A 15,229-nucleotide genomic window follows, 5' to 3' on the forward strand; every position below is an offset into this window, starting at 1 on the left:
CCATTCAATTGGATGCAACAGGAAATGCAAGTATAACTGAAGCGCAAATTAATAATGGTTCTACAGACAATTGTGCTGTTGCTCCAATTATGACATTGGATAAATTGGATTTTGATTGTACTAATATTGGACCAAATACAGTAACATTAACTGTTACTGATATTCATGGAAACTCAGCTACAGGCACAGCAGTAGTCACTGTAGAAGATTTGATTGCGCCAACGGTAGTAACACAAAATATAACAGTCCAATTGAATACCACGGGGACTGCAGTAATAACTCCAACGCAGATTGATAATGGTTCTGATGATGTTTGTACTATCGATAGTATGATACTCGATAAAACAACGTTTACTTGTAGTGATATTGGGCCAAATATCGTAATATTAACAGTTACAGATGTTAATAGTAACTCAGCGTCTGGAGTTGCTGTGGTGACAGTTGAGGATAAAATAAATCCAAATGTAATTACACAAGATATTACGATTTCTCTTAATGTAAATGGAACTGTTAGTATTACACCTAATCAGATTGATAACGGTTCTACAGATAATTGTACTATTGCCAATATGATTCTTGATCAAACTCTTTTTGATTGTAACAATATAGGATCCAATACTGTAACGTTATCCGTAATAGATCAATCTGGAAATAGAAATTCGGCTACAGCTAAAGTTACTATTCTGCCTGTACCTGAACCAACTTTTGAAAGTTTAGCACAAGAGTTTTGCTTAATAGATGATCCTACAATACGGGATATTGCCATAAATGATGCAGCTAATGTTAAATGGTTTGTTGATGCTATTTCTACTCAAGCATTGTCCCAAAATACAACTATTACCAATGGGATATATTACGCAGCAACAGTATATGGTAATTGTTATAGTAATCGCATTCCAGTTGAAATAAATATTAAAGATGCTCCGTCTCCAACGGGAGCAGAGATACAATATGTGTGTATAGGAAAAGAAGTAATGATTACAGATCTTATAACAAATGAACAAGAAGTTGTATGGTATTCAACAGCCACTGGTGGTAGTCCATTAACATCAACTACCATTTTAGAAGATAACCATAAATACTATGCATCATATACAGGTTCTGAATGTGAAAGCACAAAAAGATTAGAAGTAACAGTTCATGTACGTTATTGTGATGTTTCAGTAAATAATGGAATTTCGGCTAATGGAGATGGTAAGAATGATTCGTTTTTTGTAGAAGGAGCAACGACTTTTCCTGATAATAAACTTGAAATTTTTAATAGGTGGGGAAGTCTAGTATTCGAAACTAGTCGTTATGGATATAATGATAATTTATTTAAAGGCTACGGTAATAAAGGATCAGGAAACAGCTTACTTCCTTATGGCACTTATTATTATGTATTTAGTTTTACTAATCATGATAATAAACGCATTACTAAAACTGGTTTCTTACATCTAAATCCTTAATATCCAAACTACAATAAACAAATGAAATTTAATTACATATTAGCTTTTGCATTTACTTTAATTCTATTTTCTGCAAGAGGCCAACAAGATGCACAGTTTTCAGATTATAAACTTAATATGTCAAGTTTTAATCCTGCTTTTGCAGGTTTCTTCGACGGAAGTGTATTATTGATTCACCGAACGCAATTCACGGGTTTTAAAGGGGCACCGGAAAGTAAAAATCTAAATGTCAATATTCCACTTACGATGAATATGGGAGCAGGTATCAATGTGTCGAGTGAAAAAATAGGTGTAACGGAAGAACTAGTTATAACAGGAGATTATTCATATACTATTTTTACAGACGAAATTAATATGCTTTCGTTTGGACTTAAAGCTGGTTTTAATATGCTTAATGTAGATTATACTTTGCTTGATTTACAGAATAATAATGATTTGAGTTTTGAGAATAATATTGTAAACAGAATATCTCCTAGAATAGGAGTGGGCTTTTTATTTAATACTCCAAAATGGTTTATAGGAATATCTACGCCCAATTTTATAAAGGAAAGTTACGACCCAACCGTTAAAGGAATATCAGTTACAAAACCTCAAATTTATTTTACGACAGGTTATCAAACAGCACTTACCGATGAATTATTATTTAAACCTTCAATTTTAGCAAAAGAAGTGCAAGGATCACCATTAGCAATAGATTTTGCACTAAATTTTGAATTCAAGGAAAAGTTTCGTTTTGGAACTTCATATCGTTGGAAATCAGCTATAACTGGGATCGTAGGAGTTAATGTACTTCCTGAATTTCAGGCAGGATATGCATACGATCACAATATCAACGGATTAGGAAAATATGCTCCATCATCACATCAATTTTATATAAAATATACATTTAAGCAGTCTAAAAACATGCGTCGTGATTGTGGTTGCAGTTTTACGGATCCAATTAATAATATCGGTTTTTAAGTTCTGTTGTAATTGTAGCTGTGCTTATTTAGATATTAAGGTTTACCTTTTGGTGTAAGTATGACAAATCCGTATTGGGGTTCAAGAACTGAACTGATGGAGGTAATTGGACTGGCATTACAAAAGAAAATTCATATTGAAATAGAAAAATATAGTTTAGACCAAGCTCTTGAAGTTTATGATAAATTAAGAAAGGGGCAAATAAAAGGAAGAGCTGTACTAGTTCCTTAATTACTTTAAGTTAGCCGGTATACATCAAAATTGAATTAATAAGCCCAATCTTAAAGGTGGGCTTTTTATTGACTTTAGGTGATACTTTATGTTTACTATTTTAATACCAATTCATAATAGTAAGTTATACCATAATTTTTTAATTAATTTATTATCACCCTACATCAATCTTTTTTTTAGCTTTGTCAATAGAGTAATCATTATATAATCTAGAATAAATTATGGATACAGGCAAAGAACTTTTATTCTTTTTTAGTGCTTTAGGGGCTTTTAACGGAATTATTCTAGGAGTTTATTTCTTTTTCTTTACAAAGAAAAAGTATTTTGCAAATTATTTTTTAGGCGCACTTTTATTTGCATTAAGTATCAGAATTGCAAAATCTGTATTTATATATTTTGATCCCACTTTGCCAAGAACATATCTTCAAATTGGGCTTTCGGCCTGCTTTTTTATAGGTCCATTTTTATATTATTTTTTTAAAGCTTCAGTTAAAAATATAAATAGCATACCTCAAAGATGGAAGCTCACGCTTATTTTTTGGTTGTTATTAATTGTTACTGTAGGAATACTATATCCATACAAAGATTACCCGAAACTTTGGAATCTTTATTTTGTGAAATTTATCTATTTACAATGGTTTATTTATATTGTTTTTTCAGGTTTTACAATTAAAGCAATACTAAAAATTATTGTAAGCAGAATGTATAAAGCAAGTCCTGCAGAAATATGGTTAAGTATGATTTATTTAGGGAATGTGTTACTTTTTACATTTTATTTTCTAGCCTTAATTAATGCACCATCTATTTCATACATAAGTGGATCTATAATTTTTTCTTTCATTTTGTATCTAATAATTTCGATTCTTTTGTATAGAAAAAAAACGGATGATTTATTTTTACTCAATTCGTCAAAACATTCAGGTAAAAAGATAGATTCAGCCGAAGAAATAATTTTATTGCAAAAACTTGAGAATGCAATGATAGAAAAAGAACTGTATAAAAATCCAAATTTGACATTGCAGGATTTAGCCAAAGAAATAAATAATACGAGCCATCAATTATCTCAATTTTTAAATACTAATCTGGGAAAGAATTTTACCAGTTACGTTAATGAATTTAGAATAAACGAAGCTTGCAAAATAATAGCTTCAAATGATAAACTTACGTTAGAATCTATTGGCTACGATGTAGGTTTTAATTCTAAATCAACCTTTTTTGCCTCATTTAAAAAACATACAGGAACAACGCCATTAAGCTATCAACAACAAGCTTTATTGACTTGAAACTGGGTACAGATTTATAAATCCGTACTCCAGATTTCTACTTAGATTACCTCATATTGCTATTTACGATTGACTTTTGTACCAACAAAAAATCAAAAATTTAATAGTACTATTTTATGAGAACACTAATCGTAGCTTTTATTTATATCTATTGCTTTCTTATTTCTGCCACTGGAGTTAAAGCACAATCAATACAGCATATTTCGGGTAAAATTGTCAATCACAACAATGAACCCATGATGGGAAACATATCGTTATTGTCCGTTCGTGATTCAACTTTAATTAAACAAAATGATTTTTTAGATGGTGTTTTTCAACTATCAGATATCAACCAAAAAGAAGTATTAGTAAAACTTACTTCTGTAGAATTTGCCGACACATTCCAGCGTATTATTTATGATGGAAAAGAAAATATAAATTTGGGTACGATACTCGTTAATGCAAACAACAATCAGCTAAATGAAGTAGTCATAAAAAACCAGACTTCTTTATTGAAATACGGACCTAATGGATCTATTGAGGTGAATGTAGCTAATACATTGCTTTCTACCAGTAGTTCAGTAAATGAATTATTAGGCAGAGTTCCAAATGTGGTGGTTTCCGAAGGACAAATTAGTGTATTAGGAAAGGGGGAAGCTATTATTTATTTAAACGGAATTTTGATTAGTAGCGAACGTTTTGCAGCAATCCCAGTTTCGCAAATTACAAAGATTGAAGTTATTTCTAATCCGTCAGCGAAGTACGATGCCGAAGGAAAAGCGGTAATTAATATCATTACAAAGAGAAATATTGAAAGCGGAATCAAGGGAACGGCAAGCCAACAAATTACTGTTTCAGAATTTGCGGGAACAAGCACAAATTCCTTGTTTGATTTTAATTATAATAAAGGGAAATTTTCTGTTATAGGTAATTATGGATTACAATTAGGAAAAAATAGAGAACTGCTATATACAACCAGAACAAGAACTGATCCTACTGAATTTATGAAATCTGCACTCACCACAGATTGGAGGCGTAGATTTAATAATTATTCTAATTTTGGATTTGGACTTCAATATTCTTTTTCGGATTCAAATTATATTTCGTTTGAGTATAGTGGAAATATTGAAGATTTGGGTGGAGTAGTAGAAAGTCGTAATTCAATTTTGACTACTAATAACGATATTTTTTACGCTACAGATGTTGCTAAAAATGATGTTAGACTGAACCAATTTATTAATTTAAATTATAATGTAGCTAATAGCACCAATGGATCATCATTATTTATTGGATTGCAATATTCTAATTACAATAGTAAAGTAAAAGATTTAATTAATGAAAACGGTTTGGTTGATGCGCTTAACTCTGAAAGATTCTTAAAAAACAATGCCGACTATACCATCAATATCGTAAATACTCAAGCTGATTACACAAAAAAAATTAGTGATAATAGTAAGTTAGAGGTTGGTACAAAGTTTAGTTCTGCTGCCATTAAGACCAGTTCAGCTTTTTTAATTTCGGATGATAATAACACTGAATTTGAACTTAATGATGCACTTTCGAGTGATTTTAAATATGATGAGCAAATAGGGGCGGCCTATCTTAATTATAGTAGTTCTCTGATGGATAAATTTAATTTTTCGGTTGGCGTTCGAGGCGAATGGACCAATTATGAATTAAGTACAACAGCAAATGGAAGTCAACAATTCAAAAAAAATTATGCAAATGTATTTCCTAATTTGTTATTGAATATGCCAATTTCAGATGATTTAAAATTGCATGCTTCTTATGTTTCAAGAATTACAAGACCAAGATATCAAGGGCTTAATCCGTATGTTATTTATCAAGATCCATTTACAACTATTGAAGGTAATCCTAATCTTAAACCCGAAAAAATACATGCTTTTGAAGTTGGTGCTTTGTATAAAAAATTTGATTTTAAATTGGGATATACTTATAAAATTGACCCAATATCAGGAGCAGCTCTGAGAGGTAACAATCCTAATAGCTACATTTTAAGGGGAATTAATATGGATAAGGAAGACAGTTATTTCGCTTCAATTTCTAGATCGTTTGCTACCAAATGGTGGAGTTCAACTAATACTGTTAGTATGAATTATTCTAAACTTGTTGATAATACTTTTTCATTTGCTTTAGGAACAACTAAGCCTCAGATATATTTGTATTCAAATAATACTTTTACAATTCCTAAATTTTTTAAAATTCTGTTACTTGCTTGGTATTTAGGTGATAAAAGTTATGGTTTAGGAGATGATAACAAGCGTTCTACAGTGTTATTAGGAATCGAAAGATCTTTTTTAGATAATGCTTTAAAGTTGAATTTTACTGCAAATGATATTTTTAAGGGGTTTAATCGATCCGGAAATTATGAAGTAGGACAAACTGAGATTTATTATCACAGAACTTATACTACCAATTACTTTAAACTAATTGCAACGTATAGTTTTGGGAATTCTAAAAAAACAGATTACAAGAAAAAGGAGCTGGAGCAAACAGAAAATAGTAGAGCAAGATAAGTTGGTTATAAAATTTAGGCTGGCTTAGAAACTATATTCTAAGCCAGTTTTTAGTGATCAGAAAGCATAATATCTGATTTAGCTTTTTTTGATTTATTCATCACAAATAATAATAACGGTAAGGTAATTGCAAAAAAGAGTCCTACTAGAAAAAAAGCATCTCTATAACTCAATAATGAAGATTGTTTACTAACAATAGCTTCCATCAATTTTAATGCCTTTAATTTGGCCTCATTATAAGCAAAACCTTTATTTTCAAAATATTTTATGTACCCATTAATTCTATCCATTGCAGTGGAGTTATCAGGTGTAATATTTGATATCAATACATTTCTATGTGAGGCATAGCGATTAACGATATAGGTGTTTATAACCGATACACCAAATGACCCTCCCAGCTGTCGCATCATATTATTTAAAGCAGCTCCTTGAGCCACATCTTTATCATCTAGAGATGAAACAGCAAGCATAGTTAGTGGCACTGTTAATAATGCTAATCCCAGTGCACGAAAAATTAGTGCGGTTGAAATTTCTGCAGCACTAGTATTTAATGTTATTCCCGACATTCTCCAATTAAAATAGATAAAGAGTAGAAACCCCACTGCAATAATTAATACAGGAGATACTCCCTTTTGTAATAAAGTACCGCAAACTTTTAGTGCCAATAAAGCCAGTATTGCACCTGGAAGTAAAAGTAAGCCTGTTTGAGTAGGAGAAAAACTTAATAAACGTTGCGCCACAACTGGACTAATATATATAGAAATGAACATTCCGAATCCTGTTACAAAGGTCAGAATAGCAGCAATACTCAATGATTTACTCTTAAGTACACGAAGATTAACTACGGGTTTTTCGATGGTTAACTCCCAATATATAAAAGTTATTAATGTTAGAAATGCTACAACTGATAGAACAACAATATATTTAGTTTCAAACCAATCTTCAACCTCACCTCTTTCAAGTACTGTTTGTAAGCAGCCAACCCCAATGGCCAATAAAATAATTCCAGTCCAATCTACTTTTGCCATTTCAGGCTTAATAGTTGGTTCTTTCAATAAGAAATAGCAAGAAATAGCTACAAGAATACCAATAGGAATGTTGATTAAAAATATCCAAGGCCAATCGTAGTTTTCAGTTATATAACCACCGAGTGTTGGACCTATAGTTGGTCCTATAAATATTCCAGCACCAAAAATAGCTCCTGCTGTTGATTGTTTGTCTTTAGGGAATAATTCAAAGATAATAACTTGAGATATTGATAATAATGCACCTCCGCCAATTCCTTGCATAAATCTAAAAAACACCAACATCCATATGTTTGAAGAATGCCCACACATAAAGGAACAAAATGTAAATAAAATTAAAGAACCAATATAGTAATTACGTCGTCCGAGGTTAGCACTTAAAAAACTTGTCAGCGGTATTATAATAACATTCGCAATGGCATAAGCGGTAATAACCCATGAAGTGTCTTCTAATGTTGCTCCAAGATTCCCACTCATATGGGAGAGAGCCACATTTACAATTGATATATCTATCAATTCCATGATAGCTGCCAAAATAACTGTAATTATTAAAATTTTGCGATTTAAAGGTGTCATAAAATATAAATTAATTATACCAATCGGTATATTTTGTTTTATAAAAAAAAAGAATTAGCATTTATTATACCGTACGGTATATTTTTGTTTAAAAAAAATCGAGTTTGAGTTTTAGTCTTCTAAGTCTTCGATAATTCTGTTTAATGATATCATGATGTCGGATAAGTGCTTTAAGTTCCCCGTTACTTTACTGATCATCACAGCGCCTTCAATTATGGCGATAATGGTTAAAGCGGTTCTTTCAGAGTCGATAGCTTTAGCTTTAAATTCTCCAGTAAGAATTCCCTGTTCTATAAAAAAAACTAGTTTGTCTTTCCAAAAAACAATAGCTCTTTCTACACCTCGTCTAAGTACAGGATGAGTATCGTCTGCTTCGGTGGCAGTATTTAGTATTGGACAGCCACCTTCAGTAATTTTTAAATGAAAATAGTCAGAATATAATCTGGGATAAACTAATAATTTACCTTTATAGGTACTTTCTTTTTCAATTGCTTTAGCAAATGCATCTTGAAGTTTTTTTATATTATATTTAAAAGCAGCAATTGCTACTTCATCTTTATTTTCAAAATTACCGTAAATGCTCCCTTTTGTAAGTCCAGTTGCATCTGTAATGTCGTTTATAGATGTACCACTATATCCTTTCATATTAAAAATAGGAGCAGTTTTCTCTATTATAAATTGTTTGGTTCTAGCAGCTTTACTCATAACTAATTTTGATATTAAAATACAAATATATACCAATCGGTATAATTATTTAACTTTTTTTAGTTTTTTTTGATGTTGATAGATTCAAAGCTATAAAGACGCAGAGATACAAAGGAAATGTATATTAGGTTTTGTGCGTAGCATCCCCGCGTGATATTTAACAAACATCTATGAGTGGAGAAATTAAAAAATTAATTCAGTGATTTTATTGTTATTTTCTAATCGAATTTCTGTTTTATTACTTTCTGATGGTGTTTGGGTTGGATACCAATTCCGATTCGGTTTTACAATGATTAATAAACCTTCATCATCACCAATGGCTGCAAAAACTTCGCTATTGGCATTCTTACTAAAGAAACTTAGCTGATGCTTGTTTATCAAATCTTGACCTAATTCTAGTGGTTTTTCATATACGATACCAATCTCACTAATGTTAAGTATAGATTTTATATCAAAGGATTTAGTTTCTGAATTATCCAGATCATGTCGTGCTATGAATTCTAATAGATTGCCATTATTGTCATAAAAGTAAACTGCATTGGCATTCCAATTTTCGAATCTAGTAATAATTTTTTCGTCCTCAATACGAATTAAGTCAATTTTATTGTCGCACCATTTTATAGCTTCGTCAAGTTTATTATTAGGAATATTAAAGGCGAAATGATAAATGGAATCAAAATTTTTGTTTTCAATAAACTTTAAAATAGAACTCCCTATTTGAAAGCAAACTGAGGTAGAATTGTTTTCTATAATTTGAAAACCTAGTGTTTGAGTATAAAATGCAATAGTTTTGGAGAGATCATTAGTCTGAATTTGTATGTGCTGTAATTTCATAATTGTATTTATTAGATAAAGATGTTCGGTTAAAATCTTTGTCGTTTACACAAATATATGAAAACACTATTGTACTAATTAACAAGTCTAATTGTATACCTCTATAAGAGAATCACATTTGTTTATATTCCGATTAAAGTATAATTTGAGTTAGGAATCAAGCCAGTTCTTGAAATTATTAATTTCTTTTTTACTCAAAATAATAGGGTCTGTATCGGGAATAGAAATATTTAAAAGCAATTCAATTTTCTGACTAGAATGTTTCACAATATCCTGAATATGATTTCTGTTTAAAATATATTTCCGGTTTACTTTAAAGAAAAGGGCAGGGTCTAATTTATTGATTAGTTCTTTAAGATTGCTGTTGTAAAAATAACTATTTCCAGAGTTGGTGTAAATAAACAGATGTTTACCCGTAGCATAGAAATAAGCAATGGTTTGATCGTTTATTGAAATTAGTTTATCTCTATGATTTACTAAAAAATGATGTTGAATGTTAGTTTGATTTTCAAGTGTAACAAGTGATTCAACTATAGGATTAGGATTAAATGCTTCTTTTATGTTTTTGTATTTTGACAAGGCTTCTAATAATTCTTCTTCCTCATAGGGTTTAAGAAGGTAATCTATAGTAAAATGTTTGAAGACTTTTACAGCATAAGAATCGTAAGCAGTAATAAAAATTACAGGGCATGAAATAGTTGCTTTTTCAAATATATCAAGGCTTTTACCATCACCAAGATGGATATCCATAAAGGCAAGATCAACCGTGTTTTCTTTGAAAAAAACAATAGCATCTTTTACTGATTTTATCAAAGTTACTTCAGTTATGGCAATAATACTTTGCTGTTCCAGAATTGATTTTAGATAACTTGAAGCAAGATGTTCGTCTTCAATAATTACTATTTTCATTTATTCTTTTTTTTTACAAAGTTAAAAAAAAAGCTCCGTTAAAAACGGAGCTAGTTAATTTACAATTCTGGATTGTTTAATCTTGCATCTAATGGGAAAGGCAATGTGTATCTCGGATCATTCTGGATCAAAGTATAAGTCTTTCCACTCAATGTATGCACGATTTGTTTTTGAGTAGTTCTTCTCAAATCAAACCAACGTTGTCCTTCAATAGCAAACTCACGTTGTCTTTCTTGATATATAAAGTCAAGAAGTTCTGTTTGATTCATAGCACTAATCTTTGTACTCAATTGTGCGAAACCTGTGGTATTATAGCGGTTTTTAATAAAAATCAATGTAGTTGTTCTTGCTGTAGCAAGATCATTTAACTGTGCGGAAGCTTCTGCTTTAGTCAAATACAATTCAGAAGTTCTAAACGTGTTTTTTTGGTATATTTCGCCACCTTTTAAAAATATAAACCCATTTCCACTTGCTTTATAGTACACATTAAAACGCAAATCATTAGCTTGGTCATATGTATTTATTAAGCTTGGAGCTGGATAAGCAGATCTTTTTAATTTGTTTTCAAATGTATTTTCAAGAGCCATTATTGATTCTTTAGTATCATAATTATTTGGCAAAATAGGAGTAGCATTTAAATCAACTAATGCGTTATTAATAGCCAATCCTTTGTCTGCAGCTTGTAAAGCTTGAGCCCATTGTTTTTGATATAAGTAAACACGAGACTCCAATGCGTATAATGCAGCTTTAGAAAAACGATAGTTTAGTCCTGTTGCTTGAGTATCTTTATTAAGAAGTTTTTTAGCGGCCTCTTTATCTGAAATAATTTGCCCGTAAATAATCGCTACGCTTTCTGGTTTAAAGACTTGTTCTAAATCTATCTCTAATGCCAATGGAACACCTCTCTCAGAATTTGCAGTCGTTGCATCATATTGTTTTGCAAATAGATTAACTAAGTCAAAGTAAGCAAATGCTCTTAGTGCGTAAGCCTCCCCAATCAATTGATCTTTCTCAGGCGAAGCTTCAAGTTTGTTGTTAGCTTCGTTAATAATTACATTGGCATAAAAAATGCAATTGTATAATGCACCATATGGAAATTTTGTAGCAATAAGGTCGGGATTTGCATCATTCCAGATATAGTTATCTTTATAGAATGCATAATCATTACTTTCCTCTTCAAGAATCATTTCATCTGTTCTTAAAGCAGTAAGTGATTTATGTAAAGGAAATACAGCATATCCTCTAGTAAGAACAGCTCTAAAATCAGTAAGTGTTTCAGGAATCACTTTCCCTACCGGTTTTACGTCAAGGTAATCATCACAGCTTGAAGCCACAATTGCAGCTACAAAAAGGAATAGGTATTTTGATATATTTTTCATCTTAAATTAATTAAAAAGTTATGTTACATCCTAATGTTAATGATTTAGGAATAGGCTGAGCATAGATATTACCATAAGACTCAGGATCAAAATATCCTTTGTAATCAGAGCTAATTACAAATAAATTTCTTCCTTCAATACTGAATCTTAGACTATCAAAAAACATTTTTTCTACTGCTTTTTTAGGCAAAGTATATCCAAAACGTAAACTGCTTAATCGCATATAACTCATTTCATGTACCCAAGTATCTAAGTATTTGTTGGTATTTATTGGATTTGCTCCAGCATACCATTTGTAAGCCATCCAAGAGTCTCCAGCGCCGTTATTCCCAACAATTCCTGGTAAGTTTGATCCTGTGTTATTTGGTGACCAAGCATTTAGAATATCAGTAGTAAAGTTTTTTCCACGATCTACCATTGCACCATTGTACGGAGGCGTCTCCACAACTGTTTGCTTAATATTAAAAGTGGTAGCAACTGTAATATCAAAATCATGAATTTTGAAAGTATTGGTAAAACCACCAGTAAACTTAGGATCTAAATCTCCAGCATAAGTAAATAAATCTCTTATCTCTTTAATATCGAGTTTAGATTGTGCAAACTCTCCAGGTATAACATCAGCTAAAGCATCGTATAACTGAAAGAAGGTTTGGGTATTAACTGTTTCTCCTTTTTTATTTACAAACAAAGGGTATCCATTTTCATCAACTCCATTTGTTTTTAAAGCAAATACCGCTCTTACTGGGTATCCTTGTAGTGATGGAGTAAGTTCATTTTCTCTAATTTGCACACGATCAACATGGCTCTTATTGTGTGAGAAATTAATATTAGTTGTCCATTTAAAATTTGGACGATCAATATTTTTTGTTGCTAATGCAATCTCAAATCCTTTATTAGATACTTGCGCCCAGTTTAAGGTAGTGAACTCAAATCCGTTTTCAACAGCAAGTGATTGAACACCAATTAAATCACTACTTTTTCTTCCATACATATCAGTAACGATACTAATACGGTTATTGAATAAACCTAAGTCCATACCAAAGTTGGTATTTTCTGTTTTTTCCCATCTTAGTTTATCATTTGGAGGAGATAATATAGTAATAGTAGGTTCAGATTGTCCTGGCAAAAGACTTACAATACCATAATCACCTACCACAAACGGAGATGTTCCTTTGTCTATATTTCCTTGCAATCCATAAGAAGCACGCAATCTTAAGTTAGATAGTGTTTCATTGCCTTTTAAGAAATCTTCTTCAGACACTAACCAAGAAGCAGAAGCGGCCCAAAGTGGTAAGTATTTGTATTTTGGATCTACACCAAATAAATCAGAACCATCATAACGTACACTTCCGAAGAAAGTATATTTTCTATCATAGGTGTAAGATGCTGTTGCAAAAAAAGATGCAAAAGCATTTTCATTCTCAGACTTTTTGTAGGCTCTATAAGCCGCATCATTTGCAAGATCGGCGCTTGGGAAAATGATTTGGATTGAAGTTAATGTTTTTGGATCGTAACCAAATGCTTTGGTTGCAATACTAGTATTGTAATTTCTTCTTAATTCACTTCCTGCCATCAATTCCAACTCGTGTTTCTCATTGATAACAGTTGAATAGTTTAACATCGTTTTCCAGTTGTATTGGAAAAAATCGGTATTGTTATTTTGAATTATTCCACCTTCTGGAAGAAAATAACTTGGCTTACCATTATTAAATCTACGTGTTTTTTCTCTTTCTTTTCTTGTAAAATAAGTGTCTTTACCCGCATATTTTTCACTTGAAGTATTATCAAATTGTAAACCAATTTGGGTACTTGCTTTTAAGCCTTTTGTAATTCTGTAATCGATATCAAGAATAGCTTTAATAGCTCTGTTTTTTAATTCGTAAGAAGAGTTTTCTCTTTCTTCAATAAAATTAAAAGGGATGTAAGTATCAGAATAACCGCTAATATCTTTATCATAGTTATAACTTCCATCAGGATTAAAAGGAGTTAAATATGGGTTTACTGTTCTTGAATAATTTGATGGATTTGTAAAACCATCTGTGTCCGTTATGTATGATTTTGTTTTACTTTCAGATCCAAATAATCCAATACCAATATTTAATTTATCTGTTACTTCAAAATTATTTTTTAAAGTAACGTTATATCTGTCGTAACCAGTTCCTATTGTAGCACCTTCTTCATTATAAGCTCCTAAAGAGAAGTAGTAATCAGATTTTTCGCCACCACCAGAAAAGCTCAAGCCATATTGCTTATTTATAGCCGTTTGGTATAATAAATCACCCCAATTAGTATTGTTGTTTCTTAAATTATTAATAGCATTCTGTGTGTCTGATGACAATGCCGAAAAACCTCCCGCTCTATAAGCCCCTAATTCATTAGACTTATTTAGGATACGAGAAATTTCTCCGCCACCATCTCTGTAGGTTAAGTCAGATCTACTAGCTAATCCTAATTCTAGATCTACTTTTTGAGAAGCATTTAAAAGATTCAATTTTGAAAAATCTGGTTTTTGAGTAACAAAAGTATTAGCGATGAAATTTACTTTCATAGTACCTTTTTTACCTTTTTTGGTAGTAACAACAATTACCCCATTTGCAGCTCTGGCACCATAAATTGCAGTAGCAGCAGCATCTTTTAAAATAGTAATATCCTTGATATCGTCAGGGTTTAATCCTGCAATAGAAAAGTTATTTAATTCATCGATATTGTCTTTGTCAAAATTCTTAGGAACATCGTTACTTTCTAATGGTAAACCATCTAATACCCATAAAGGATCTTGTGAACCTGAAAGCGATGCAGTACCACGAACTCTGATTTTTGCAATTGCACCAGGAGCTCCTGTTGTTTGAGTAACAGCAACACCAGCAACTTGACCGATTAATAATTGATCTAAACTCGCAACACCGGCTTGTTGAATATCAGCCATATTAACTTTGGCTACAGCCGAAGTCAATTTTCTTTTTTCAATTTTTTGGTATCCCGTTACTACAACTTCTTTAAGTTCACTTAAATCAGCTTTTAAAGAAATAGTATAGCTGTTTTGAGAGGTAATATTAATAGTATAAGATTGGTATCCCATGTAAGTCACACGTACACCAGTGGTATTTTTGTCTATTTTTAATTCAAAATTACCATCAAAATCAGTAACAGTTCCAATACTAGCGCTTTCTATAACACCTTTTTGGTTTGTACTGTTAGATACTGAGCTGTTCTCAACATAAACTGTTGCACCTGGAATAGGTAATTTGTCTTGGTAATCTATTACCTTTCCTTTAATCGTTCTAGTTTCTTGAGCATACCCGACTACTGTCAGGAATATGCTTAAGATGTAAATTAATTTTTTCATTTCTGGTTTAATTGGGA

At 31.4% G+C, this 15,229-nt stretch carries 11 protein-coding genes; 5 read left to right on the forward strand and 6 right to left on the reverse strand.

Annotated elements, in window-relative coordinates; genetic code table 11:
• From LPB87_RS18975 to LPB87_RS18995, 5 genes are all read left to right on the forward strand, one after another.
• The coding region (locus LPB87_RS18975) for a gliding motility-associated C-terminal domain-containing protein (RefSeq protein WP_230728930.1) at nucleotides 1–1,448 on the forward strand (1,448 nt) is incomplete at its 5' end.
• Between the two features lie 21 nt (nucleotides 1,449–1,469).
• Nucleotides 1,470–2,408, forward strand: a complete 939-nt coding sequence (locus LPB87_RS18980) for a type IX secretion system membrane protein PorP/SprF (RefSeq protein WP_129538586.1) — start codon at nucleotides 1,470–1,472, stop codon at nucleotides 2,406–2,408.
• Nucleotides 2,409–2,468: 60 nt separating this feature from the next.
• Complete coding sequence (locus LPB87_RS18985; RefSeq protein ID WP_230728931.1) at nucleotides 2,469–2,639, forward strand: hypothetical protein; 171 nt, start codon at nucleotides 2,469–2,471, stop codon at nucleotides 2,637–2,639.
• 221 nt (nucleotides 2,640–2,860) lie between these two features.
• Nucleotides 2,861–3,922, forward strand: coding sequence for a helix-turn-helix domain-containing protein (locus LPB87_RS18990; protein ID WP_230728932.1), 1,062 nt, complete (start codon nucleotides 2,861–2,863; stop codon nucleotides 3,920–3,922).
• A gap of 116 nt (nucleotides 3,923–4,038) precedes the next feature.
• Complete coding sequence (locus tag LPB87_RS18995; RefSeq protein ID WP_230728933.1) at nucleotides 4,039–6,438, forward strand: TonB-dependent receptor; 2,400 nt, start codon at nucleotides 4,039–4,041, stop codon at nucleotides 6,436–6,438.
• A 50-nt stretch (nucleotides 6,439–6,488) separates the two neighbouring features.
• Here LPB87_RS18995 and LPB87_RS19000 read toward each other — a convergent pair whose 3' ends face one another.
• From LPB87_RS19000 to LPB87_RS19025, 6 genes are all read right to left on the reverse strand, one after another.
• Entirely contained in the window at nucleotides 6,489–8,039 is a 1,551-nt protein-coding gene (locus LPB87_RS19000; protein WP_255673270.1) for a DHA2 family efflux MFS transporter permease subunit, read from the reverse strand.
• Between the two features lie 111 nt (nucleotides 8,040–8,150).
• The gene (locus LPB87_RS19005) at nucleotides 8,151–8,744 is read right to left on the reverse strand and encodes a TetR/AcrR family transcriptional regulator (protein ID WP_230728935.1); all 594 of its coding nucleotides are present in this window, start codon (nucleotides 8,742–8,744) and stop codon (nucleotides 8,151–8,153) included.
• Between the two features lie 183 nt (nucleotides 8,745–8,927).
• Nucleotides 8,928–9,578 carry a VOC family protein gene (locus LPB87_RS19010; protein WP_230728936.1) on the reverse strand — a complete coding sequence of 217 codons (651 nt, stop codon included), beginning with the start codon at nucleotides 9,576–9,578 and terminating at the stop codon, nucleotides 8,928–8,930.
• 150 nt (nucleotides 9,579–9,728) lie between these two features.
• The gene (locus LPB87_RS19015; RefSeq protein WP_230728937.1) at nucleotides 9,729–10,487 is read right to left on the reverse strand and encodes a LytTR family DNA-binding domain-containing protein; all 759 of its coding nucleotides are present in this window, start codon (nucleotides 10,485–10,487) and stop codon (nucleotides 9,729–9,731) included.
• 59 nt (nucleotides 10,488–10,546) lie between these two features.
• Nucleotides 10,547–11,866, reverse strand: a complete 1,320-nt coding sequence (locus LPB87_RS19020) for a RagB/SusD family nutrient uptake outer membrane protein (protein WP_129538579.1) — start codon at nucleotides 11,864–11,866, stop codon at nucleotides 10,547–10,549.
• Between the two features lie 10 nt (nucleotides 11,867–11,876).
• Nucleotides 11,877–15,212 carry a SusC/RagA family TonB-linked outer membrane protein gene (locus LPB87_RS19025; protein ID WP_129538578.1) on the reverse strand — a complete coding sequence of 1,112 codons (3,336 nt, stop codon included), beginning with the start codon at nucleotides 15,210–15,212 and terminating at the stop codon, nucleotides 11,877–11,879.
• Nucleotides 15,213–15,229: the final 17 nt, after the last annotated feature.

The organism is Flavobacterium sp. EDS (assembly GCF_020991525.1).
GTDB lineage: Bacteria > Bacteroidota > Bacteroidia > Flavobacteriales > Flavobacteriaceae > Flavobacterium.